Here is a 21,103-nt window from a genome sequence, read left to right on the forward strand (position 1 = left end):
GGCAAGGTGTATGACGGGTGGTGTCAAGGAAAGGACCCACGCGTATGACGCTCACGCAGGCCCGCAACTTCCTCCGCTCGGAACTGCTCGCGGTCGCGGCGATCGTCGTACCGGACCAGGCACCCGCGGTGACCCAGGATGTCGGTCCGGTGAGCCAGGGCGCCCTGTCCGACGACCGCGGCCCGGAGTCGGTGTGCACGATCACGGTCGAGACCGGTGATCCCACCTCGCCTGATCCGGAGGCGCTGATCAGCTTCGCCGCCGAGACCCTGGAGGCCCGCGGCTGGAAGGTCGAGGCCGAGCCGGCCGAGGACGGCGAGTACCGCGTGATCGCCCGCCGCGACGGCTACGACCTCACCGTCGCCGCCCGCAGCACCGACTGGCGCATCACCTTCACCGGCCAGACCCCGTACGTCGACGACCTCTGATCAGCCGGTCACGGCCCGTTCGGCGGCACTGCGCAGGACGCAGAACTCGTTGCCTTCGGGGTCGAGCATGACGACCCAGCCGGTGCCGTCGGGTTCGCGGCGGTCGTGGGCGATGGTCGCGCCGAGGCTGAGCAGCCACTCGACCTCCTCGTCCCGGGGCCTGTCCGGCTCCAGGTCCAGGTGGACGCGGTTCTTGACCGCCTTCTCGTCGTTGTTCTGCTCGAACAACAAGGTCATGGAATCCGTCACGACGGCGGCGTAGGGATCGCCCGGCTCGTCGTCGTCCGGCCGCGGGGCCTTCAGCACCTGCAGCCAGAAGCCGGCCAGCTCATACGGGTTGTGGGCATCGAAGGTCACCGTCCGCACGCGAGATGTCATGCGCGGAGACTACTTCCGAAAGAGCAGGCAGTCCTGCGGAATCATCGGGTCCGGGTACGGCGTGAAACCGGCGGCGACGGCGATCTCGGTCAGGCCCTCGGGCTGCCAGCGATGGACGTGGACGTTCATCGGATGGCCGCCGTACCCAGTGGTCTTGTGGGTGGACTCGTCGCCGAGGTGAAACCCGAGCAGGAGGATCCCACCTGACGCCAGGACGCGGTGGAATTCGGCGAACGCCTGCGGGACCACCCCCCGGGGCAGGTGGATGATGGACCACCACGAGACCACGCCGCCGAGCTCGCCGTCCGGCAGGTCCAGCGCCGTCATCGAGCCGACCCGGAAGTCCAGGTCCGGATGGTCTCGCCGGGCCACCTCGATCATGCCGGGGGACAGGTCGATGCCGATCACCGGCAGACCGCGCTCGGCCAGCAAGCCGACGACCCGGCCGGGTCCGCACCCGACGTCCAGCAGCGGCCCTGCACCGGCGAGCTTCGCGAACAGGTCCAGTGCGTCGGCCTCGAACGGCGGCCCGTCCTGCACGAGCTCGGCGTACGAGGGTGCGACGGTGTCGTACGAGGTCCGGATGTCGTCGAGGAAGTCTGTCACCCGGCTGACCCTAGGACCGGCCGGGGACAGTTTTCGTTTTCAGGCCTTGCCGAGGGTTTGCTTCTGCTTGCCGAGACCCTCGATCTCCAGCTCCATCGTGTCGCCGGGCGCCAGGTACGGGAAGCGGCCGGACAGCGCGACGCCTTCCGGGGTGCCGGTGTTCACGATGTCGCCCGGGCTGAGCACCATGTACTGCGACAGGTCGCGGATCAGCGCGGCCACCGGGAAGATCATGTCCTGGGTGTTCGATTCCTGCCGCGGTTCGCCGTTGACCCACGACTTCAGGCTCAGGTTGGTGGGGTCGACCTCGTCCGCCGGGACCAGCGCCGGGCCGAGCGGGTTGAAGGTCTCACAGCACTTGCCCTTCGACCACTGCCCGCCGGACTGCTCGATCTGGAAGGCCCGCTCGGACACGTCGTTCGAGACGGCGTACCCGGCGATGCAGGCCAGAGCGTCCTCGTCGGTCTCGACGTACCGGGCCTCCTTGCCGATGACGACGGCGAGCTCGACCTCCCAGTCGGTCCTGGTCGCTCCGCGTGGCACGAGCACCTCGTCGTACGGCCCGACGACGGTGTTCGGGTGCTTGAAGAAGACGATCGGCTGCTTCGGCGGCTCGGCGCCGGACTCGGCCGCGTGGGCGGCGTAGTTCTGGCCGATGCAGACCACCGCGGCCGGGCGCGCGATCGGGGCACCGACCCGCAGGCCCTCCACGTCGGCCGCCGGGAGCTCACCGGCCTCGAGCGCGGCCCGGGCACGGGCGATGCCGTCGGAGGCGAGGAAGGCGCCGTCGATGTCGGCGGTGATCGGGCTCAGGTCGTGAACGGTGCCGTCGGTGGCGCGCACGTACGGACGCTCCGCACCGACCGCGCCGAGGCGCAGCAGTTCCACAGCTATCTCCCTGGATGAGGACGGATCACTCTTTGTCGAACATCGGCCGCAACCGGGCCCGGGAGGCCTCGATATGCGTCCGCATCGCGTCGGCCGCTTCCCCCGCGTCGCCCTTGCGGACCGCGGTCACGACCGCCTTGTGCTCACGCAACGCCTTCGTCGCGATGCCGCCACCGTAGTACAGCCGGAACAGGTGCAGGTGGCAGTGTGTCCGGGCAAAGGACTGCCGGGCGGTCTCGTTGCCGGACAGCTCCAGCACGAGGTCATGGAACCGCTGGTCGTGCGCCGCCATCGCCCGGTAGCTCTCGTACGCCGGCCGGTCCGGCACGTCGGTGTAGCTCAGCATCTCGGACTTGAGCCGGGCCAAGTCCTCGGCGCCGGCCCGCTCGGCGGCGCGTCCGGCCGCCCACGGCTCGATCTGCAGCCGGTACTCGAACAGGTCCTCGAACTCGGCCAGGGTCAGCCGGGACGACACCCGGTAGCCGCGCAACGGTTCCTTGATCACCAGGCCGTCGGACTCCAGCCGGGCCAGCGACTCCCGGATCGGGGTCTGCGAGATGCCGAGCTCACGGGTCAGGGCGTCGATGTTCAGCCGGGTGCCCGGCTCGACCACGCTGTCCATGATCAGGCCCTTGACCGTCTCGTAGACGTCGTCGCTCAGTACCTGTCGCTGGGGCAGGCGCGTGAGCTGCCCCGCCAGACCCACATGCGCATCCGTCACGTCGCTCCTCCCAGAGAGGCTCTCATTCTGCCCCACACTTGACGGCTCCAGTGTGAAGCGGCAGCATCAGGTTCGCAATATCCTATAGGATCTGAACTGTGCTTTTGGCTGGACTTCGGCACAGGCGGGTCATGGGTCCTTGGCTCCCGGCCTTTCCTCGTCGCTTCGGTCGTTTCGCTCGTTACGCTCCTCAGTCCAGGCCGGGAGGGCCCCATGACCGTGCTACCCCCGAAGATCACCCGGGCCGAGGCCTGGCTCGTCGATCTCGAGGTCGAGACGGTCCGGACGGACGCGGTGCAGGCGTTCCTCAAACAGGAGACCATCTTCGTCTCGCTGGAGACAGTGGACGGGCTCACCGGGCTCGGCTACTCGTACACGATCGGCACGGGCGGCACCGCCGTACTGGCGCTGTTGCGGGATCACCTGCTGCCGCGGCTGGTGGGCGCGGATGCGCGCAACGTCGAGGCGGTGTGGTCGGATCTGTTCTGGTCGACGCATGCGACCACGGTCGGAGCGATCACGTCGCTGGCCTTGGCGGCAGTGGACACGGCATTGTGGGACCTGCGATGTCTGCGGGCCGATGAGCCGTTGTGGCGGTTGGCGGGTGGGTATCGGCAGCGCGTGCCGCTGTACGACACCGAAGGCGGTTGGTTGCATCTGACAACGGATCAGCTGGTCGAGGGCGCACAGGCGTCGCAGCGGGCCGGCTGGCCGGGCGTCAAGCTGAAGGTCGGGAAACCCCGCGTGCACGAGGATCTCGAACGGCTTCAGGCGGTCCGGGACGCGGTCGGTCCCGAGTTGGACATCATGGTCGACGCCAACCAGTCGATGACGTACCCCGAGGCTCGCCGGCGGGCCGCGGCGTTCGAGGCGGTGGATCTGTCCTGGTTCGAGGAGCCGCTGCCGGCCGACGACGTGACCGGGCACGTCCGGCTGTCCTCGTCCACCTCGATCCCGATCGCGGTCGGTGAGTCGCTGTACTCGGTCTCGCAGTTCCGGGAGTACGTCGCCGCCGGGGGAGCCGGGATCGTCCAGGTCGACGTGGCCCGGGTCGGTGGGATCACGCCGTGGCTGAAGGTGGCGCATCTGGCCGAGACGTTCAACCTCGAGGTCTGTCCACATTTCCTGATGGAACTCCATGTCAGCCTGACGGCCGCCGTACCGAACGGCCGGTATGTCGAGCACATCCCGCAATTGCGGGCGATCACGCGGTCCGAGATGTCTGTGGTCGACGGACACGCGGTGGCTCCGGACGCGCCCGGCCTGGGGATCGAGTGGGATCGCGATGCGATCGACGATCGGCGGGTCGCATGAACGAGCGCAGCGGGTTCATCAGGCCGATGAGCCCAGCTGGTCATCCGCCTGGTCCACGTCGGAAGGGACGACAGCGGCATGAGTAGGTTGGCGGGTGGCGGACGCGCCACGGAAGGGAGCACAGTGGCATGAGCAGAGTCGACGCCCACCACCACATCTGGGACCTGACCGTCCGCGAGCAGAGCTGGATGGTCGGTCCGGAGCTGGACCCGATCCGGCGGAACTTCTCCATCGACGACCTGGCTCCACAGGCCGCGGCCGCCGGTATCACCGCCACCGTCCTGGTCCAGACGGTTGGCCAGGTCGACGAGACCGTAGAGTTCCTGCAGGTTGCCGCTAGCAACGACCTGGTGGCCGGCGTGGTCGGCTGGGTCGACCTGACCGCTCCCGATGTGGCCGAACAACTGACGGGCCTGCTGGCGCGGCCGGATGGCTCGTATCTGAAGGGAATCCGCCACCAGGTCCACGACGAGCCGGACGTGAACTGGCTCCTCCGCCCGGACGTCCAACGCGGCCTGTCCGCCGTCGCCGACGCCGGCCTCGTCTACGACCTCCTCACCAAACCCCCGCACCTCCCCGCCGCGATCGAAACCGCCCGCGCCTTACCCCACCTGACCTTCGTCGTCGACCACATCTCCAAGCCAGTCATCGGCGACCCGCTGGACCCCTGGGCCACCGACTTCCGCCGGCTCGCCGCCCTCCCGAACGTCACCTGCAAACTCTCCGGCATGGTCACCGAAGCCCCCTGGTCGACCTGGAACCCCACCGACCTCCAGCCGTACGCCGACACAGTCCTCGAAGCCTTCGGCCCCAACCGCATCATGTTCGGCTCCGACTGGCCCGTCTGCCTCCTGGCCGCCACGTACGCCGAAGTAGTCCAGACGGCCGAAACCCTCACCGCCGCCCTGACCCCCACCGAACGCGAATCAGTCTTCACAACCACCGCCACCCACACCTACAACCTCTAACCCAACCCACCCCTGCCAATCCACTCCACCAACCCTCCCGCAAGCCCTCAGCTCCTGTCGCGGACCGCCCCGGGGGCCATCGGGCGGTCTAGTACTGCAAGCAGGCACGCGTGTAGCCGGCGTCTTGAACAGCATCCGGTCGCCGCGAACAGGAAATAACCTGTCCACCGCCCCCACCAGGTGTCCGAACCGGCGTGAGTGGCGCGGGGGTTTGAGTATGGTTATATTTTTATTGTGCCTCGGACTGCGGATCATGGTGCTCGGCGGCGGGAGGTCGCGGGGGCGTTGATGCGGGTGGTGGCGCGGCAGGGGCTTGCCGACGCGAGTCTTGCGGCGGTGGCGGCGGAGGCTGGGGTGTCGGTGGGGCTGATCCAGCGGTACTTCAGTACCAAGCGGGACTTGCTCCGCTTCGCCTTCGAGTACGTCGAGGCACGCGCTGTGGAACGGTTGGATCGGGTGCCGTCCGACGGGCCGGTTCGTGACGTGGTGTACGCGAAGCTGGAGACGCTGCTTCCACTCGACGAGGAGCGGCGGGCGGAATCCTCGGTGTGGGTCGGGTTCCTCGCGGCCGGCCTGGCTGATCGCGAACTACTGGCTCCGCACCAGATCGCGATGCGCTCCATGCACGAAGCGATCGCGGTCGCGATCCATGCCTCTGGCGCTGAAGACACCAGCCCGGATCAGCGCGCTTCCGCGGGCGAAGGTGGTGCGCGGGGTGGCCTCGGGGCGGTGGGTGAGGCCAGGTTGCTGACTTCCGTGGTTGATGGGCTGGTGCTGGACATGGTGACCAGTCCTGAGGACGTGCCACCGAGTGCCGGGAAGGAGTTGCTGAGGATCGCTGTGGATCGTGCGTTCGGGCTGGTCGGGGCGGCTGACTCCGGGGAGCCGGCCGCAGACCCGGCAAACGGTTCCGGCAGGAATCAGGCTGGCCCGGGTGGTGGGTCCGGGGAGTTGGGTTCGGGCGGTGGGGGTGTTGCTGGGGCGGGGTGTGTGGATGGGGGTGGGGCGGCGTGAGTGTGGAGTTGGTTGGGTCGCTTGTCGTGCTTGCGTTGTTGGACAGTACGAGCGTTGGGACGTTCTTCGTGCCGATTGGGCTGTTGCTGGCGCCTGGGCGGATCCGCGTTCTCGGCGTTGTGCTCTACCTGCTGACGATCTCGGTGTTCTACCTCGCGGCAGGGCTCGCGATCGCCGCTGGGCTGGGGGCGGTGGTGACTGGGCTGGGACCGCTGCTGGAGTCGAGGCCGTTCTACTGGGGCGAGGTGGTGCTGGGCGTCGGCCTGTTCCTGCTCAGCTTCCGTTTCGATCCCAAGAGGCGTGCGGCCAAGGGGAAGTCGCCCACCGGCGACTGGTCGCTGCGGATCACCAAGGCGACCGGCTCACCACGCACCCTCGTCACCCTGGCCCTGACCGCCGGCGTGATCGAGCTCGCCACGATGTTCCCGTTCCTGGGCGCCGTCACCCTGATCGGTAGTTCCGGGACTTCTTGGCCGATCACGGTGCTGGCTCTCGCCGGGTACTGCGTGGTGATGATCCTGCCCGCCCTGGGTCTGCTCGGCCTCCGGCTGGCCATCTCCGACCGGATCACCCCGGTCCTCGAGCGCGCTGGTGCTTGGTTCGAGAAGCACGCTGTCGGTGCCACCGGATGGATCCTCGCGATCGTCGGCTTCCTCGTCGCCAGGGACGGTTTCGCCAATCTCGCCCTGATCGAGGGCTGGTTCGGGATGTGACGTCTGCTGGGGTGGCGCGAACTCCACGCGGACGCCGAGCAGCCGGACGGGCCGGTTCAGGTCGAACTTCTCCAGGACTTCCAGCGCGGCGGCCGCGATCACCTCGGGGTCCTGGGTGATCTCCGGCAGCTTCCGGCTCTTGATCGGGGTGTAGAAGTTTCGGAACCGGACCTTCACCGAGACGCGCTGGATGCTGCGGCCCTCGGCGACGACGTCACGGGTGACCTCGACGGCGATGCGGCGTACCTGGTCCACGATCTCGTCGGGTTCCGCCAGGTCGTGGGGGAAGGTCTCCTCGCGGCTGCGGGATACCGGTTCGCGGGGGACGTCGGTGACTTCGGTGTCGCCGAGGCCGCGGCCCAGGGCGGCGTACCAGGCGCCCATTCTGGGGCCGAAGCGCTGGCGGAGGACGTCGAGGTCGGCGGCGGCGAGGTCGGCGACGGTGACGATGCCGAGCTCGTTGAGGTTGCGTTCCATCCGGCTGCCGATACCCCAGAGCTCGCGGACGTTGCGGTGGTTCATCACCTCGCGCCAGTTCGCGGCGGTCAGGCGATACACGCCGTCCAGATCACGCTGACCGGCCTGTTCGAAGGGGGCGGCGTGGGACCGTGGCTGTTTCGCGAACGTGGTCGCCAGCTTGGCGCGGACCTTGTTGTCGCCGATGCCGATCGAGCAGGTGAGCGTCGTACGCTCGACCACAGCCGCGCGCAGGTCGGCCGCGAGCTGCTCGGGATCGCCGGTCTCCGCGCCGACGAAGCACTCGTCCCACCCCCACACCTCGACGACCACGGGGAACGCGCGCAGCGTGTCCATCACTTCGGTAGATGCCGCCTCGTAGGCGGCTGGATCCGAGGGCAGGAAGATCGCCTGCGGACACTTCTTGTACGCCGCCCGCACCGGCATCCCGGAGTGCACCCCGAACTCGCGGGCCTCGTACGACGCGGTGGCGACGACCTGTCGTGGTTGCGTCGGATCACCGGACCCACCGACCACCACCGGCAGGCCCTTCAGCTCCGGCCGGCGCCGGATCTCCACAGCCGCGATGAACTGATCCATGTCCAGATGCAGGACCCACCAGCTCATCGTCACCCTCCGACGTCGTACCCCAGAGGTACCACAGCCCTCCGACAACCCCAGGTCGCCGCGGGGGTCAGAGTTCCTTGCGCATCTGTTGGGAGGTAACGGTGTAGCCGAGGGAGGTGTAGAGGTTGATCGCGGTGGTGTTGTTGCCGAAGACGTTGAGGTCGAGGTGGCGGTAGCCGCGACGACGGCACTCCTCCTCACCGGCGAGCATGATCGAGCGGCCGTACCCCTTACCGCGATGCTTCTCGTCCACCTCGAGCCCGTAGACGAACGGGATCCGCGGCTTGGTGGCGATCCACAGGCTGCCGACCGGCTCGTCGTCGTCGCAGGCCATCCAGATCACGTGGTTCTCGGTCTTCCGGCCGTCGGGCAGCAGCTTCTCGACCTCACGGTGGGCGACCTCGATCGCCTCTTCGGGGCTCAGCCCGCGGGCCGGTCCCATCTCGGCGGCGAACGACTCGGCGTTCTGGTGTTTCCAGACCTCGAACTCGGTCTCGGTCATCGGGCGGAGCGTCACGGGCGGCGTGGTCATCTGCCGACCATAGCCCCGGCGTTTGCGTGGCGGGTACCTGAACACGTGACGAGGTCGCACGTGAGGAGACCGTGATGAGACGGCGCAAACCGCCCGCCGGGGCGGTCGCGAAGGCGCCGGTCGGTCTGCCGTATCCGCTGATGGAGAACTGGGCATGGCAGGACCGGGCCGCCTGTCGCGATGTGGACCCGGACCTGTTCTTCGCCGCGGAGTCCGAGCGAGGCCTGCGAAAACACGCCCGCGAGGTGCTCGCCAAGTCACTGTGCGGTACCTGTCCGGTACGACGCGAGTGCCGCGAACACGCCCTGGTCGTCGGTGAGGCGTACGGCGTCTGGGGCGGCACCACCGAGGAAGAGCGCGACCCCGCCCTGCACGCGCGTCAGCGCTGAACCGACGCTGAGCCGACGCGGTTACCGTCCGGTTAGCCTGGCGGCATGGAGCTGACTTTCGAACTGGCCGAGAAATTCCTGGCAGCACAGCCGTTCAGTGTGCTCCTGGGTGCCCGGCTGACGGCCTTCGGTGCCGGGGGAGCGACGCTGGAGCTCGACATCCGCGACGACCTCAAACAGCAGAACGGCTACCTGCACGGCGGCGTCCTCGGCTACGCCGCCGACAACGCGATCACCTTCGCGGCCGGTACGGCGCTCGGACCCGAGGTACTGACCGGCGGCTTCACGATCGATTACCTCCGCCCGGGCGAGGGCGCCGCACTGCGGGCCGAGGCGAAGGTGGTGCACGCGGGCAGCCGGCGGGCGACGTGCACCTGCGAGTTGTCGGCGGTCGACTCCGACGGCAACGCCACGCTGTGCGCGGTCGCGCAGGGCACTGTGATCGCGCTGCGTCGGTGACAGGCGATCACAGCACCGCTGCGGGCTGACGGTCAGTCGAAGAGGTCCTCCAGGAAGGACTTCTTCTTCTTGCGCGGGTACTGCTGGTTGCCGTACCGCGGGTCGTAGCGACGATCGTCATCGTCGTCGCGACGTCGCTCGTCGTACCGGCGATCGTTGTCGTAGCGCCGGTCGTTGTCGTACCGCTTCTCCTCGTGGCGCGGCTGTGCGGGCGCGTTGTACTTCAGCTCGGCGTCGACGAGCCGCTCCAGCTCACCGCGGTCGAGGAAGATCCCGCGGCACTCGGTGCACTGGTCGACGGTGATGCCGCTGCGTTCGTAGGTGCGCATCGCGCCACGGCACTTGGGACAGGTCAGGCTCTCCATCCAGACACCCTAAGTGACGATTTCCCCGAAATGACGGGACTTCAGGGAACTCTCAGGTTCGTTCCCGGCGGAAATCTCAGGGCCCCGGGACGCCAGCCCGACCAGCTCCTGAACCAGTCCGTCCCGCCGACAGTGAGACGCAGGTCACACTCGGGTGCGATCACATCTGGGTCGGGCGTCTCGTCAGTGCTGTGTACGCATCCGGAATGCCCTGTGTGGAAGGACGCCATGAGTTCAGCGCTTGAAACTCTCCGCCGTGACTTCGGCGGCGACATCATCGAACCCGGCGGAGCGGAGTACGAATCGGCCGCTCGCTCGGTCTTGGCCTCGGGGAGTCCGGCCTGTGTCCTGCGGCCGGACAGCGTCGAGGACGTGCAAGCAGCAGTCAGATTCGCGGCCAGCGCGGGGCTTGTGCTGTCCGTGCGAGGCGGTGGCCATGGCTTCCCCGGCTTCGGTACCAACGACGGCGGTGTGGTGATCGACCTCGGCAAGCTCGCGAACGTGGAGCTCGTCGACGACGAGCGTCACCTCGTCCGGATCGGCGGCGGTGCCACCTGGGGTGCGGTCGCGGCCGCACTGGCCCCGCGCGGTCTGGCGATCTCCTCGGGCGACACCAAGAGCGTCGGTGTCGGCGGCCTGACGTTGGGCGGTGGCATCGGCTGGAAGGTCAGGAAGTACGGTCTGGCCCTGGACAACCTCGTCGGCGCCGAAGTGGTCACCGCTGACGGTGCGGTCGTGCGGGCGAGCGCGGCGGAGAACCCGGAGCTGTTCTGGGCGCTTCGCGGTGGCGGCGGCAACTTCGGGATCGTCACCGCGTTCGAGTTCACGGCCCACCGGACGACCGACGTCTTCCGCGGCACGATCACCTTCCCGGCAGCGGAGGCGGCCACGGTGCTCCAGGGCTGGGCGGAGTACCTTCGCACCGCTCCCGAGGAGCTCACCTCGATCGCGAACTGTGCCAACCCCTTCGCCGGTGGACCCGAGGCGCCGGTCGAGATCCACGTCGTCTTCGACGGCGACGACCCGGAGCTCGCCGCGGCGGCCATCGACCCGATCCGCCGACTCGGCACGGTGATCGACGACGCCGTCGCGCTGACACCTGCCGTGGACCTGCTCGAGGAGGGCATGACCCCGCCACCGGGCATCAAGGTCGTCACCCGAAATGCGTTCGTCGACAAGGAATCGGTGTCCGAAGTCCTCCGGATCCTGGCTGAGGTGGGAACGTCGGAGCGGTCGCCGTTCATCGCCGTACGCAGCGTCGGCGGCGCGGTGGCCCGGGTCCCCGCAGACGCGACCGCCTACGCGCATCGTCAAGCGGAGTTGATGATCGTGACCACCACCGTCGGCCCCGCGCCGGTGGTCGAGGCCGCCCAGCCGGGTCTGGACGCGATCTGGACGAGACTCGCACCGCACGTCAACGGCGCCTACGCGAATTTCCTCGCCGCCGCCACCGAGGACGACGTCGCCGCGGTCTACCCGGCCGCGACATATCAGCGGCTGGCCGCGGTCAAGCGTCAGTACGACCCCGGCAACCTGTTCGCCCGCAACCACAACGTCCGGCCGCAGTAGAACGGCGGCCCCACAGTTGCTGTGGGGCCGCCGTTTTTCGGTCCCTACTTGAAGCGGCTGAGGAAGTTCTTCAGGATCGGGCCGGCCGCCTTGGAGCCGGACTCGCCACCCTCGACGATGACCGCGAAGGCCACGTCACCGCGGTAGCCGACCATCCAGCCGTTGGTGACGACCTTGCCGTTCTGGACGACCTCGGCGGTTCCGGTCTTCGCGGCGACCGCGCCGTTGCCGGCCAGGACCTTGGCGGTGCCACCGGTCACGGTGGTGCGCATGAAGGTGCGCAGCGCCGCGACGGTTGCCGGAGGCAACGGGGCGGCGGCGGGCCCGGCGGCGTCCTTGCCCGGTACCAGCACCGGCTTCATCGCGGTGCCGTGGTCGACCGCCGCACCGATCATCGCGACCCCCAGCGGGCTCGCGGTCACGGTGCCCTGGCCGATCATCGACGCGGCCTCGGCGACGTCGTCCTTCGGCGCCGGCACCGAACCGCCGTACGCCGGGATCGACAGGTTCAGGTCCGGACCGAGGCCGAACATCGCCGCCGCCTTCGTCATCCCGTCCTTCGGCAGCCGGCCGTGCTGCGAGATGAACGCGGTGTTGCAGGACTCGTTGAACGCCTTCTGCATCGTGCCCGCGCCGTACGCCGCCAGCCCGTCGTAGTTCTTGAACGTCTTGCCGAAGACGGTGATCGTGTTCGTGCACGGCAGCGAGGTCGCCGCGGTCTCACCACTGCCGAGCAGCGCCGCCGACGTGACGATCTTGAACGTCGATCCCGGTGCGTAGCGGCCCTGGAAGGCGCGGTTGTAGTTCGTCGGCTGCGGTCCGTTCGCCGCCGCCAGGATCTGACCGGTCGAGGCCTGTACGGCGACCAGCGAGGCCGGCAGCTTGCTCGTCGCCAGCGCGGCCTCGGCGGCGTTCTGCAGGTTCAGGTCCAGGGTGGTCTTCACCGGCTTCCCGACGGTGCCCTTCTGGTTGTGGACCACCTTGATCGTCATCTTGGTCTTGCCGTCCCGCAGCGTGACCGTGCCGCCCGGGGTACCGGCGAGCTGCTGCTGGAAGGCGTACTGCAGACCCGTCGTCCCGACCTGGTCCTGCGTGGACGCGGTCGGACCGGCGTTCTTCAAGGTCTCCTCGGTCGCGGTCTTCATCGTGCCGATCACCGACCGCGCGAACGTCGAGGTCGGCGGCAGCGACTGCGTGCCGCCCATCGTCAGCAGCCCGGGCAGCTTGCCCATCACCGGCCGCAGCTTCTCCCACTCCTCGGCGCGGATGGTGATGGCGTCGACGAACTGACCGGCCGGCGCCGCCTTCGCGCGGGCGGCGAGTTTCGCGCCGTCCACGTCGAGATACCTCGTGAAGGCGGCGTACGTCGCTGCCGTCGCCTTGGTGCCCGAGGCGACACCGACGATCACGATCGGGCGGTTCGCGGTCAGCGCGACGCCGTTGCGGTCCAGGATCGAGGCGCGCGCGGGCAGGGCGCGGACCCGCTTCAGGTAGTTCGCGTCACCGAGCCCGGGATAGATCGTGTCGCCGGAGGCCTTGATCTTCCAGGTCTCGCCGACCTTGGTCGCGGTCGCCGTACTGGTCCACTTCATCGTGCCGATACCACGCAGCTCGGCCTCGACCGCGAGATCCTGCGTGCAGGTGTTGCCGTCGGAGCACTTCGGCTCCTCCTGCGGCGTCACCTTCACGGTGCTCGCGACCAAGGCGGAGTCGACCTCGTCCAGCCGCTTGGCGAACACTGTCGGGTTGTCGGTGAGCGCCCCGGCCGCGTCCGGCTTCCCGTCGGGGGCCCACGCGGCGACCCAGGCGGCGGCGAACTGCTTCACCACCTCGGCGGACGCCTGCTTCTCGTCGTTCGGATCCGGTTTGCCGTCGCTGCCGGTCTTGCTGTCGGAACAACCGGCGGTGATCAGCAGACTACTCAGACAGACGATCGCAGTGGTTCGCTTCACGTTCCCAACTCTCGCACGATGACGGATGGAGACCTGGCACAGTCTTCGGCGTGTGGCCTCGAGCTCACGAGGGCGAAACTACTCAAGTCACTCAAGTACGACGCGTGCGAAGCCGCCGGAGTTGGCACTCATTCGCGAAACCACCTGATCAGGAAGGTTGTGATCGTCCGGACGAATCGGTGCGAGTGCCGCCGAGAATCGTCCGGGACGACGACAGTCAGGTCGACGGGGTGAGCGGTGGGACCGGATCGGCGAGTTGGATGACGGCGAAGGGCGCGGCCTGGGGATCAGTGAGGACGGCGACGCGGCCGAAGTCGGTGTCGAACGGGCTGCAGACCAACCCGCCGGCGTTCGCAAGGACCTGGGCGACGGCGGTGTCGATCCCGGCGGTCGTGAAGTACGGCAGCCACTGCGGCGACAGCCCGCCGGCCGGTAGATCCGGGTGCAGCTCGGCGATGCCGGCGACCGGTCGGCCGCCAGCGAAGAGAGCGGCGTAGCGGGGCCCGTCGCCGCTGATCTCCTCCGCCTCGTAGCCGAACACCGCGCGGTAGAACGTCTTCGCCGCGTCGAAGTCGCGGCTCAGCGCCTCACTCCAGACCAGCGAGCCGGGGGCGGTGCGACACTCGGTCCCGATGTGCTCGGCCGCCTGCCACAGGCCGAAGCTCGCGCCGCCCGGATCGGCCGCGATCGCCATCCGGCCGTGGTGCTCGATATCGCTCGGTCCCGTGACGACGCGGCCGCCGTTCTCCACCACCAGAGCGAGCGTCCGCTCCAGCTGCTCGGTGGCCAGGTACGTCGTCCACCTGTTCGACTCGTTCCCGGCCCGTTTCGCGCCGATCCCGCCGACGTCCTCGCCGTCCAGCGAGCACACCCAGTACTCCCGGGCACCTTGCCGAACGCATTTCCAGCCGAAAAGGTCCGCGTACGACGTGGTCGCCGCGTCCGGGTCGTCGGAGGCCAGGTCCACCCAGGTCGGCGTACCAGTCGGCCACGGTCGGGTTCGCTCGCCCATCAGCCCTCCGGGAATCCGTTATCCAGGTCAGCACCCAAACCTGCCAGTCGGTCACGCTCCGCGTCGAGACAATCCGGGTAACGGACTGCGTAACGGTTCGGTCACCCCGCGGTCGTCACCGGGCGTATTCTGCTCCGTTGTGACCCGCCTAGCTCTGCACAGCCGGCTGATCCCCGGTACCGAAGAGGCCTACGAGATCGAGCACGCCCGCGTGTGGCCTGAACTGATCACCGTGATGCGCGCCGCCGGCATCAACGACTGGTCGATCTGGCGCAGTGGCCGCGACCTCTTCCACCTGGTCGAGTGCGACGACTTCGAGGCCGCGGTCGCGCAGTTGAAGGACGACCCGGTCGACCAACGCTGGCAGCAGCACATGAGCCAGTTCGTCGAGGGCTTCGCGAAGAACCCGGACGGCCTGGCCGGCCGGTCGCTGCGCCACGTCTGGACGATGAGCGAGCAGCAGGACTAGTCGTACATCTCCCACACCAGCAGTTCCGCGCCGTCCGGGCCCGCGGTGACGCGTGGTCCGTCGACACCGGTCAGTCGTACGGCGTCCGCCGTACCCAGGTCGCCCGCGGCCTCGATGCTCACGGTGCCTTGGGCAACGAAGAGGTGGACGTACGGCGCTGACGGCAGCTCGACCACGTGTCCGGGAGCCAGCCGGGCGATCGACATACCCGCGGACCGCTGGTTGATGTGGATCGCGGTGCTGCTCGCGTGCTTCGGCAGACCGGACGCGATCGGGATCAGCTCCCCGGACGAGAGATCCACCGAGGCCTGCTGGTACGACGGCGTGAGGTCGAACTGCTCCGGGCGTACCCACATCTGCACGTAGTGCGCGGGCTCACCGCCGTCGTTCCACTCGGAGTGCTGGATGCCCGAGCCGGCGCTCATCCGCTGCGCCAGACCCGGGTAAACGACACCGCTGTGGCCTTCGGAATCACGATGCGCGAGGGCACCGCGCAGTACCCAGGTGACGATCTCCAGATCCTGGTGCGGGTGAGTGTCGAATCCGGTGCCGGGGGCAACGGTCTCGTCGTTGTGCGCGACCAGGAAGCCGAACCCGACGTTCGCCGGGTCGTAGTGCGGCCCGAACGAGAACGAGTGCCGCGAGTCCAGCCATTCACTCGAGGTCTGGAAGCGATCGCCGGCCCGCCGGATCTCCACACTCATAACACCTAGTAGTACCCCTTCTGGCTGTCCAGCAGCTCGCGCATGGTGTCGAGGTGCCCGACGTGGCGGGCGGTCTCCTCGACCATGTGGAGCAGCATCCAGCGCAGCGTCGCCTGCGCCGAGCCGAACTCGGGGTGCTTGCCGACGTCGTCCAGCGAGTGCGCCGCGACGATCTCGTTCGACTCCGTGCACTGGGCCTCGAACTCGTCCAGCAGCTGCGCCAGCGGTACGCCGTCGGCCATCATGTCGGCGTCCTCGGGCTCCTCCTGGAACTGCGGATTGCCCTCGTACGACTCACCCAGGAACAACACGTTGAACCAGCAGTGCTCGGTCCACCGCATGTGCGAGACCAGCCCGGCCGGCGTCATCAACGGCGACGTCGGCAGCACCGCCCGATGCTCGTCGGCCTCGGCCAGCCCCTCCAGCTTCCACCGCACCAACGCCCGCTGAAGATCCAGCCACCCCACCAACTGCGTCCGCTCATCCGCCACGAACGGCGGCCGTTCCCGAGAAAAACCCATGGCGGGGACGGTAGCCTGCCAAAGCCTTCTCCGCACCGGAATAAGCAAACGGACTGCGGCCGCTCGGTGGGCGGCCGCAGTCCTGCCAGGGAGGGATGACTGGGTCAACCAGTGGGGGTCAGCCGGTGGGGTTGCCGTTGTCGGAGCCGAGGGTGGCGGTCACCGTCTGGGACTTCCCGTTGCGGGTCAGGGTGATCTTCACCTCGTCGCCCGGGCGGTGCGAACGGACTGCGGCGACCAGCGCGTCCCCTGACGCGATCGCCTTGCCGTCTACAGCGGTCACCACATCACCCGCTTGCAGACCGGCCTTGTCCGCCGCACCGCCAGGCGTCACCTCGCCGAGGCGTGCTCCGTTCGTGAGCCCGTCGGAAGACTGCGCGTCGCCGACCTGGACGCCGAGCCGCGCATGCGTGGCCTTGCCCTTGGCCACCAGCTCGTCGATGATCGGCTTGGCCTGGTCGATCGGGATTGCGAAGCCCAGGCCGATGTTGCCGCCTTCGGATTGTCCCGATCCTCCGGCGGTCTTGATCGCGCTGTTGATTCCGACCACCTGGCCGGCGAGGTCGATCAGGGCGCCGCCCGAGTTACCGGGGTTGATCGCGGCGTCCGTCTGAATTGCTGGGAAGACCGTCGTACTGTCCTGCTGGTCGTCGCCCGAGGTGACCGGGCGGTTCAGCGCCGAGACGATGCCGCTGGTCACGGTCGCCTCCAGGCCGAACGGCGAGCCGATCGCGACCACACCCTGCCCGACGGCGAGGTTGCCGCTGCTGCCGAGGGTGGCCGGGGTCAGGTCGGTCGCGTCCGCCTTGATCACCGCGAGGTCGGTGAGCGGGTCGGTGCCCTTGATGGTGGCCGAAACCGTCCGGCCGTCGTTCAGGATCACCGAGATCTTGCCGCCGCTGCCGGCGCCCGCCACCACGTGGTTGTTGGTGACGATCAGGCCGTCCTTGCTGATCACGATGCCCGACCCGGTCCCGGCGCCCTGCGATGTCGCGACCGCGATCTTCACCGTGCTCGGCAGCACCTTCGCGGCGGCGGCCTGCACCGAGCCGTCCGGCGCGGCGGCGGGCGCGGCCTGGTTGCCGTTCAGCGGCGCCGTCACCGACGGGCTGTTGCTGCTGGAGTCGTTCGTCGCGGAGTAGACGGCCGCACCGCCCACACCACCGGCGGTGCCGACCAGCAGGGCCGTGGCGGCCACCAGAGCCAGCCCTAGCCGCTTGGGCTTGTTGGGCGGGGCTGCCGTGGTCTGCGCGGGCTGCGGACCGAAAGGCCAGTTCGGGCCCGGAGACGTCCCCTGATGCGTCCCCGGCGCCCCGAACTGTGGGTAAGCACTCCCGCCCGACGGGTGCTGACCCGGCCGCTGCTGCCCACCCTGGGGCGCGAACTGCTGCTGCTGATGCTGGCCGTAGCCACCCATCGGGAGCTGCTGCGTGCGCTCAGGCAACTGCTGCGTCCGCTCCGGCTGCTGCGGGTTCTGGCCCCGCTGGTTCTGCGGCTGCTGCGGCTGGTTCTCGGTCATGGCCAGTACTTTGCTGGCTGGACCTGAGAAGCCCCTGAAGATCCCGTCAGAGCTACCGAAGAACTCCATGAAGATCCTCTGAAGGATCAGTCAGCCGGTCTTCAGACCACTTGAGTACGCCGCCGGACGCAGTACGACGGACCAGGGGCCTGACGTCAGCGGGTCTGAGTGGCGGCGTGCGGCAGCCACAGCGTGAACTGGGCTCCGGCGCCGGGGGCGTTGCGGGCGTAGATCATCCCGCCGTGCTGCTCGGCCGCGTGCTTCACGATCGCGAGCCCCAAACCGGAACCAGGCCGGCTGCGCGCCTCGCTCGACCGGTAGAACCGCTCGAACACGTGCGGCAGATCCGCCTCCGCGATCCCCGGCCCGGAGTCCGTCACCGTCAGTACGCCGTCCAGCAGTCGCACCGTGACGCGGCCGACCGGCTGGCCGTCGGGGCGAGCGGTGGCGTCCTCCGGGACGCTGTACTTCGCCGCGTTGTCGAGCAGGTTCGTCACCGCCCGGCCGAGCAGCCGCTCGTCACCCCACACCGGGAACGGAGCGAGCTGGACGTCCCACTCCAGCCCCGGCGCGCGGCGTCGTACCTTGATCACCGCGTCCTCGACCACGTTCGCCAGCTCGATCAGCTCTGCGTTGCGTACCTGCGGGGTGTCGCGGGCGAGCTCGGTCAGGTCGCCGATCAGCGTGGTCAGCTCGTCCATCTGCGCGCGTACGTCGTCCAGCAACTGCTGCCGGTCCTCCGGCCGGAGGCCACCGCGTTTGTCCGCCTGGGCGAGCAGGTCGAGGTTGGTGCGGATGCTGGTGAGCGGCGTACGCAACTCGTGCCCGGCGTCGCCGACCAGCCGCCGCTGCCGGTCCTGCGAGCGCGCCAACGCCGCCAGCATCGCGTTGAACGCCTGCGCCAGCCTGGAGATCTCGTCCGACCCCGTCACCGGAATCGGCTGTAGTTCCTCCGTCCGAGCGATATGTTCGGCTGCCCCGGTCAATCGGGCCAGCGGTCTGAGCCCGGAGGCTGCCACCGCGTTGCCGGCCAGCGCCGCACCGATCACACCAAGTAGACCGACGGCCCACAGCACGATGCCGAGGTTGTGCAGGGTGTGGTCGATCGGGTCGAGCGACTGGGCCACCACCAGTGCGGTGTCGTCGCCCAGTGGGATCGCGATCACGCGGTAGTGCTGATTGTTGGGCGATCCCGCGGTGCGGATACTGGCGTCGCTGTTCTCAGGCGAACTGGCGACGGTCAGCTCGGCGGGGCCGATCGGTGGCGTGTACGACCGCGGGCCGACCAGCGTGCTGCCGTCAGCTGCCAGCAGTCCCATCCGGATGTCGGTCAGGCCGAGCCATTCCGGGCGGACCGACTGCATCAGGTCAGGATTGGTGATGACACCACTCTTGGCCGCAGCCGAAGAGCGCTGGATCAGGCTGTCGTCGAGGTTGCGGTACATCTGCTGCCGGACGGTCAGGTACGCCGCGAGGCTGACGAACGCGACCGCCAGACCGACCGCGACCGCCGCCAGCAGCGTGACCCGGGCGTGCAGGCTCAGCTGGTGCAGCTTCTGCTGCGCCCAGCTCTGGGTCCGGGCCGCCGTCGCGGCCATCCGGTTTCCGTTGCCGTTGGCAAGAGGTTGGCCAGCGGCCGGAGCGGGGCGCCCGGGGGTACCGGATTGCTGCGGCCGGGGCTGCTGCGGGACGGGTTGCTGCGGACCGGGCCGCTGGTTCGGGCGGTCGGCGTACGACGGGAAGTCGGGGTCTTGCGAACTCACGGTGGGGTGTCTCTCAGGACGTAGCCGATGCCGCGGACGGTGTGGATCAGCCGCGGCAGGTTGTTCACCTCGGTCTTGCGGCGCAGGTAGCCGATGTAGACCTCGAGGGAGTTGGCGGTGGTCGGGAAGTCGTAACCCCAGACGGCGTCCAGGATCACCGCACGCTCGAGCACCCGGCGCGGGTTGCGGATCAGCAGCTCGAGCAGGGAGAACTCGGTCCGGGTGAGCGGGATCGGGACCTCACCGCGGTGCACCTCGTGGGCGTCCACGTCCACCACGAGGTCGGAGTACTGCAGCACTTCGCCGCGCTGGCCGCCCTCGCCGGGGGTGGTGCTGCGGCGGAGCAGGGCACGCAGCCGGGCGAGCAGCTCCTCCAGCGCGAACGGCTTGGTCAGGTAGTCGTCGCCGCCGGCGTCCAGGCCGTCCACCCGGTCGGCCACCGCGTCCCGCGCGGTGAGCACCAGAATCGGCACGTTGTTGCCCGCGGCCCGCAGGGCCTTGGTGGTCTCCAGGCCGTCCAGCCGCGGCATCATCACGTCCATCACCACGACGTCCGGCTCGACGTTGCCGATCACGGCGAGCGCCTCGGCGCCGTCGGACGCGGTCACCACCTCGAAGTCGTTGAACTCCAGCGAACGGCGCAGCGAGTCCCGGACCGCCCGGTCGTCGTCCACCACCAGTACGCGCATTCTCGTTCCCCGCTCCGCTCGAAGTTCCGTCACCGCTCAAGGTTCCGTCACCGCGAGATTAGGCCGTCTGCTTGAGAATCGGCTGAGAACCCCCTGATCGCTCGCCCAACACAGCCCATTCGCCGGTCCTGGGGACGAGGACACCGAACGTCATCGACTTCTCCTGGAGACAGCCACGCCGCTGAGGCAGACAGCGCCACCCGCGAGGGCGAGCACGGCCGGTGTCTCACCGAGGAAGAGCCAGCCGAGGACGATCGCGACAATCGGGACCAGGTACGTCGTGGCGCCCATCCGGCCGGCACTGGTACGGCGCAACGCGAAGGCCCAGGTGGTGAAGCCGAGGGCGGTCGGGAACGCGCCGAGGTAGATCACCCACCAGATCGTCGCGCCGCCGGCCGACCGCAGCTCGTCGACCAGGGCCGGTGCGAACGGAAGGCAGACAACCGCACCGATCGTGCAGGCGAGCCAGGTCACTTCCGCCGCGGGGAGGCGGCTCAGGAGCGGCTTCTGGGTGACCACGCCGATGGCGTACGAGACGGCCGCGGTGACGCAGAGGACGACTCCCCAGGTCTCCGCGCGGCCGGTGGAGGTCGCCGCACCGATCAGGACGACGCCGCCGAACGCGACCAGGCTGCCGATCACGAGCATGCGGGGGAAGCCTTCACCGAGGGTGAGGCCGGCCAGCAGAGCGACCAGCAGGGGCGCGATGTGGACGAGCATGGCCGCGGTGCCGGCGTCGAGACGTCGTTCGGCGGCGTTGAGCGCGAGGTTGTAGACGCCGAACCAGAGCAGGCCGCAGGCCAGCAGTTGTGGCCAGTCGCGCTTGGCCGGCCACCGGCGTCCGACCTCTTGACGCGGGTGGAGAAGCAGGACGACGCCGAGGATCGCGCTGGCGATGAGGAGGCGGGCCAGCGACAGCGCGCCGGGCGAGAACTCGGTGCCGGTGTGCCGGATGGCGACGAACGCGGAGGCCCAAAGCACCACGGTCACAGCGGCCGCGCCGCTCGCGGTCAGGTTCTGCCGACGCGCTTCCACGATGGTTGTCAC

General features: G+C 68.8%; 23 protein-coding genes and 1 pseudogene. 9 read left to right on the plus strand and 15 right to left on the minus strand.

Annotated features, from left to right (window positions below; all coding sequences use genetic code 11):
- The first annotated feature begins 44 nt into the window (after positions 1-44).
- The gene (locus AB0F43_RS20315; protein ID WP_360478659.1) at positions 45-428 is read left to right on the plus strand and encodes a hypothetical protein; all 384 of its coding nucleotides are present in this window, start codon (positions 45-47) and stop codon (positions 426-428) included.
- On the opposite strand, the gene AB0F43_RS20320 is transcribed toward AB0F43_RS20315, so the two are convergent.
- The 4 genes from AB0F43_RS20320 to AB0F43_RS20335 are packed head-to-tail and all read right to left on the minus strand — an operon-like array spanning position 429 to position 3,021.
- Complete coding sequence (locus AB0F43_RS20320; RefSeq protein WP_360478662.1) at positions 429-806, minus strand: VOC family protein; 378 nt, start codon at positions 804-806, stop codon at positions 429-431. It abuts the gene before it with no gap.
- A gap of 9 nt (positions 807-815) precedes the next feature.
- A complete protein-coding gene (locus tag AB0F43_RS20325) occupies positions 816-1,412 on the minus strand; it encodes a class I SAM-dependent methyltransferase (protein WP_360478665.1) in 597 nt (198 codons plus the stop codon).
- 39 nt (positions 1,413-1,451) lie between these two features.
- Positions 1,452-2,300, minus strand: a complete 849-nt coding sequence (locus AB0F43_RS20330; RefSeq protein ID WP_360478668.1) for a fumarylacetoacetate hydrolase family protein — start codon at positions 2,298-2,300, stop codon at positions 1,452-1,454.
- A gap of 25 nt (positions 2,301-2,325) precedes the next feature.
- Positions 2,326-3,021 (minus strand): GntR family transcriptional regulator, encoded by a 696-nt coding sequence (locus AB0F43_RS20335; RefSeq protein WP_360478670.1) that lies wholly within the window; start codon positions 3,019-3,021, stop codon positions 2,326-2,328.
- A gap of 213 nt (positions 3,022-3,234) precedes the next feature.
- Between AB0F43_RS20335 and AB0F43_RS20340 the strand changes: the two genes are divergently transcribed.
- The 4 genes from AB0F43_RS20340 to AB0F43_RS20355 all read left to right on the plus strand — a co-directional run bounded on the left by AB0F43_RS20340 (position 3,235) and on the right by AB0F43_RS20355 (position 7,030).
- On the plus strand, positions 3,235-4,335 hold the full coding sequence (locus AB0F43_RS20340) for a mandelate racemase/muconate lactonizing enzyme family protein (RefSeq protein WP_360478673.1): 1,101 nt from the start codon (positions 3,235-3,237) through the stop codon (positions 4,333-4,335).
- Between the two features lie 128 nt (positions 4,336-4,463).
- Positions 4,464-5,303 (plus strand): amidohydrolase family protein, encoded by an 840-nt coding sequence (locus tag AB0F43_RS20345; protein ID WP_360478676.1) that lies wholly within the window; start codon positions 4,464-4,466, stop codon positions 5,301-5,303.
- A gap of 234 nt (positions 5,304-5,537) precedes the next feature.
- On the plus strand, positions 5,538-6,317 hold the full coding sequence (locus AB0F43_RS20350) for a TetR family transcriptional regulator C-terminal domain-containing protein (protein ID WP_360478679.1): 780 nt from the start codon (positions 5,538-5,540) through the stop codon (positions 6,315-6,317).
- A 68-nt stretch (positions 6,318-6,385) separates the two neighbouring features.
- Positions 6,386-7,030, plus strand: coding sequence for a GAP family protein (locus AB0F43_RS20355; RefSeq protein WP_360478682.1), 645 nt, complete (start codon positions 6,386-6,388; stop codon positions 7,028-7,030).
- A 15-nt stretch (positions 7,031-7,045) separates the two neighbouring features.
- Here AB0F43_RS20355 and AB0F43_RS20360 read toward each other — a convergent pair.
- Positions 7,046-8,113: pseudogene (locus tag AB0F43_RS20360) on the minus strand (DNA polymerase IV); the annotation flags it as partial.
- 67 nt (positions 8,114-8,180) lie between these two features.
- A complete protein-coding gene (locus tag AB0F43_RS20365; protein ID WP_360478685.1) occupies positions 8,181-8,645 on the minus strand; it encodes a GNAT family N-acetyltransferase in 465 nt (154 codons plus the stop codon).
- Between the two features lie 74 nt (positions 8,646-8,719).
- Between AB0F43_RS20365 and AB0F43_RS20370 the strand changes: the two genes are divergently transcribed.
- Both AB0F43_RS20370 and AB0F43_RS20375 read left to right on the plus strand, forming a co-directional pair.
- Positions 8,720-9,034: a WhiB family transcriptional regulator gene (locus AB0F43_RS20370; RefSeq protein ID WP_360478688.1), complete on the plus strand. Its 315-nt coding sequence runs from the start codon at positions 8,720-8,722 to the stop codon at positions 9,032-9,034.
- Between the two features lie 45 nt (positions 9,035-9,079).
- The gene (locus AB0F43_RS20375) at positions 9,080-9,493 is read left to right on the plus strand and encodes a PaaI family thioesterase (protein WP_360478690.1); all 414 of its coding nucleotides are present in this window, start codon (positions 9,080-9,082) and stop codon (positions 9,491-9,493) included.
- Between the two features lie 32 nt (positions 9,494-9,525).
- On the opposite strand, the gene AB0F43_RS20380 is transcribed toward AB0F43_RS20375, so the two are convergent.
- Positions 9,526-9,858 carry a zf-TFIIB domain-containing protein gene (locus tag AB0F43_RS20380; protein WP_360478693.1) on the minus strand — a complete coding sequence of 111 codons (333 nt, stop codon included), beginning with the start codon at positions 9,856-9,858 and terminating at the stop codon, positions 9,526-9,528.
- 228 nt (positions 9,859-10,086) lie between these two features.
- Between AB0F43_RS20380 and AB0F43_RS20385 the strand changes: the two genes are divergently transcribed.
- Positions 10,087-11,427, plus strand: a complete 1,341-nt coding sequence (locus AB0F43_RS20385; RefSeq protein WP_360478696.1) for an FAD-binding oxidoreductase — start codon at positions 10,087-10,089, stop codon at positions 11,425-11,427.
- Positions 11,428-11,471: 44 nt separating this feature from the next.
- Here AB0F43_RS20385 and AB0F43_RS20390 read toward each other — a convergent pair whose 3' ends face one another.
- A complete protein-coding gene (locus AB0F43_RS20390; protein ID WP_360478699.1) occupies positions 11,472-13,379 on the minus strand; it encodes a penicillin-binding transpeptidase domain-containing protein in 1,908 nt (635 codons plus the stop codon).
- Between the two features lie 217 nt (positions 13,380-13,596).
- Complete coding sequence (locus AB0F43_RS20395; protein ID WP_360478702.1) at positions 13,597-14,391, minus strand: VOC family protein; 795 nt, start codon at positions 14,389-14,391, stop codon at positions 13,597-13,599.
- A gap of 139 nt (positions 14,392-14,530) precedes the next feature.
- On the opposite strand from AB0F43_RS20395, the gene AB0F43_RS20400 reads away from it, so the two are divergent.
- The gene (locus AB0F43_RS20400; RefSeq protein ID WP_360478705.1) at positions 14,531-14,860 is read left to right on the plus strand and encodes an L-rhamnose mutarotase; all 330 of its coding nucleotides are present in this window, start codon (positions 14,531-14,533) and stop codon (positions 14,858-14,860) included.
- On the opposite strand, the gene AB0F43_RS20405 is transcribed toward AB0F43_RS20400, so the two are convergent.
- From AB0F43_RS20405 to AB0F43_RS20430, 6 genes are all read right to left on the minus strand, one after another.
- On the minus strand, positions 14,857-15,564 hold the full coding sequence (locus AB0F43_RS20405; RefSeq protein ID WP_360478708.1) for a pirin family protein: 708 nt from the start codon (positions 15,562-15,564) through the stop codon (positions 14,857-14,859). The genes AB0F43_RS20400 and AB0F43_RS20405 overlap by 4 nt on opposite strands.
- A 5-nt stretch (positions 15,565-15,569) precedes the next feature.
- Positions 15,570-16,085, minus strand: coding sequence for a DinB family protein (locus tag AB0F43_RS20410; protein WP_360478711.1), 516 nt, complete (start codon positions 16,083-16,085; stop codon positions 15,570-15,572).
- Positions 16,086-16,203: 118 nt separating this feature from the next.
- Positions 16,204-17,604 carry a trypsin-like peptidase domain-containing protein gene (locus AB0F43_RS20415; protein WP_360478713.1) on the minus strand — a complete coding sequence of 467 codons (1,401 nt, stop codon included), beginning with the start codon at positions 17,602-17,604 and terminating at the stop codon, positions 16,204-16,206.
- Positions 17,605-17,759: 155 nt separating this feature from the next.
- Positions 17,760-19,367, minus strand: coding sequence for a HAMP domain-containing sensor histidine kinase (locus AB0F43_RS20420; RefSeq protein ID WP_360478716.1), 1,608 nt, complete (start codon positions 19,365-19,367; stop codon positions 17,760-17,762).
- Entirely contained in the window at positions 19,364-20,056 is a 693-nt protein-coding gene (locus AB0F43_RS20425; protein ID WP_360478719.1) for a response regulator transcription factor, read from the minus strand. Before AB0F43_RS20425 ends, AB0F43_RS20420 begins: the two co-directional genes overlap by 4 nt.
- A 150-nt stretch (positions 20,057-20,206) precedes the next feature.
- Positions 20,207-21,103 (minus strand): DMT family transporter, encoded by an 897-nt coding sequence (locus AB0F43_RS20430; protein WP_360478721.1) that lies wholly within the window; start codon positions 21,101-21,103, stop codon positions 20,207-20,209.

Origin of the sequence: Kribbella sp. NPDC023972 (assembly GCF_040639075.1) — a bacterium.
GTDB lineage: Bacteria > Actinomycetota > Actinomycetes > Propionibacteriales > Kribbellaceae > Kribbella.

Excerpts from the sequence above, each read along its gene's own strand:
- AB0F43_RS20415 (WP_360478713.1), bottom strand. The coding sequence starts at position 17,604 with ATGACCGAGAACCAGCCGCAGCAGCCGCAGAACCAGCGGGGCCAGAAC.
- AB0F43_RS20395 (WP_360478702.1), bottom strand. The coding sequence starts at position 14,391 with ATGGGCGAGCGAACCCGACCGTGGCCGACTGGTACGCCGACCTGGGTG.
- AB0F43_RS20375 (WP_360478690.1), top strand. The coding sequence starts at position 9,080 with ATGGAGCTGACTTTCGAACTGGCCGAGAAATTCCTGGCAGCACAGCCG.
- AB0F43_RS20340 (WP_360478673.1), top strand. The coding sequence starts at position 3,235 with ATGACCGTGCTACCCCCGAAGATCACCCGGGCCGAGGCCTGGCTCGTC.
- AB0F43_RS20410 (WP_360478711.1), bottom strand. The coding sequence starts at position 16,085 with ATGGGTTTTTCTCGGGAACGGCCGCCGTTCGTGGCGGATGAGCGGACG.
- AB0F43_RS20370 (WP_360478688.1), top strand. The coding sequence starts at position 8,720 with ATGAGACGGCGCAAACCGCCCGCCGGGGCGGTCGCGAAGGCGCCGGTC.
- AB0F43_RS20405 (WP_360478708.1), bottom strand. The coding sequence starts at position 15,564 with ATGAGTGTGGAGATCCGGCGGGCCGGCGATCGCTTCCAGACCTCGAGT.
- AB0F43_RS20320 (WP_360478662.1), bottom strand. The coding sequence starts at position 806 with ATGACATCTCGCGTGCGGACGGTGACCTTCGATGCCCACAACCCGTAT.
- AB0F43_RS20365 (WP_360478685.1), bottom strand. The coding sequence starts at position 8,645 with ATGACCACGCCGCCCGTGACGCTCCGCCCGATGACCGAGACCGAGTTC.
- AB0F43_RS20380 (WP_360478693.1), bottom strand. The coding sequence starts at position 9,858 with ATGGAGAGCCTGACCTGTCCCAAGTGCCGTGGCGCGATGCGCACCTAC.
- AB0F43_RS20345 (WP_360478676.1), top strand. The coding sequence starts at position 4,464 with ATGAGCAGAGTCGACGCCCACCACCACATCTGGGACCTGACCGTCCGC.
- AB0F43_RS20315 (WP_360478659.1), top strand. The coding sequence starts at position 45 with ATGACGCTCACGCAGGCCCGCAACTTCCTCCGCTCGGAACTGCTCGCG.
- AB0F43_RS20425 (WP_360478719.1), bottom strand. The coding sequence starts at position 20,056 with ATGCGCGTACTGGTGGTGGACGACGACCGGGCGGTCCGGGACTCGCTG.
- AB0F43_RS20385 (WP_360478696.1), top strand. The coding sequence starts at position 10,087 with ATGAGTTCAGCGCTTGAAACTCTCCGCCGTGACTTCGGCGGCGACATC.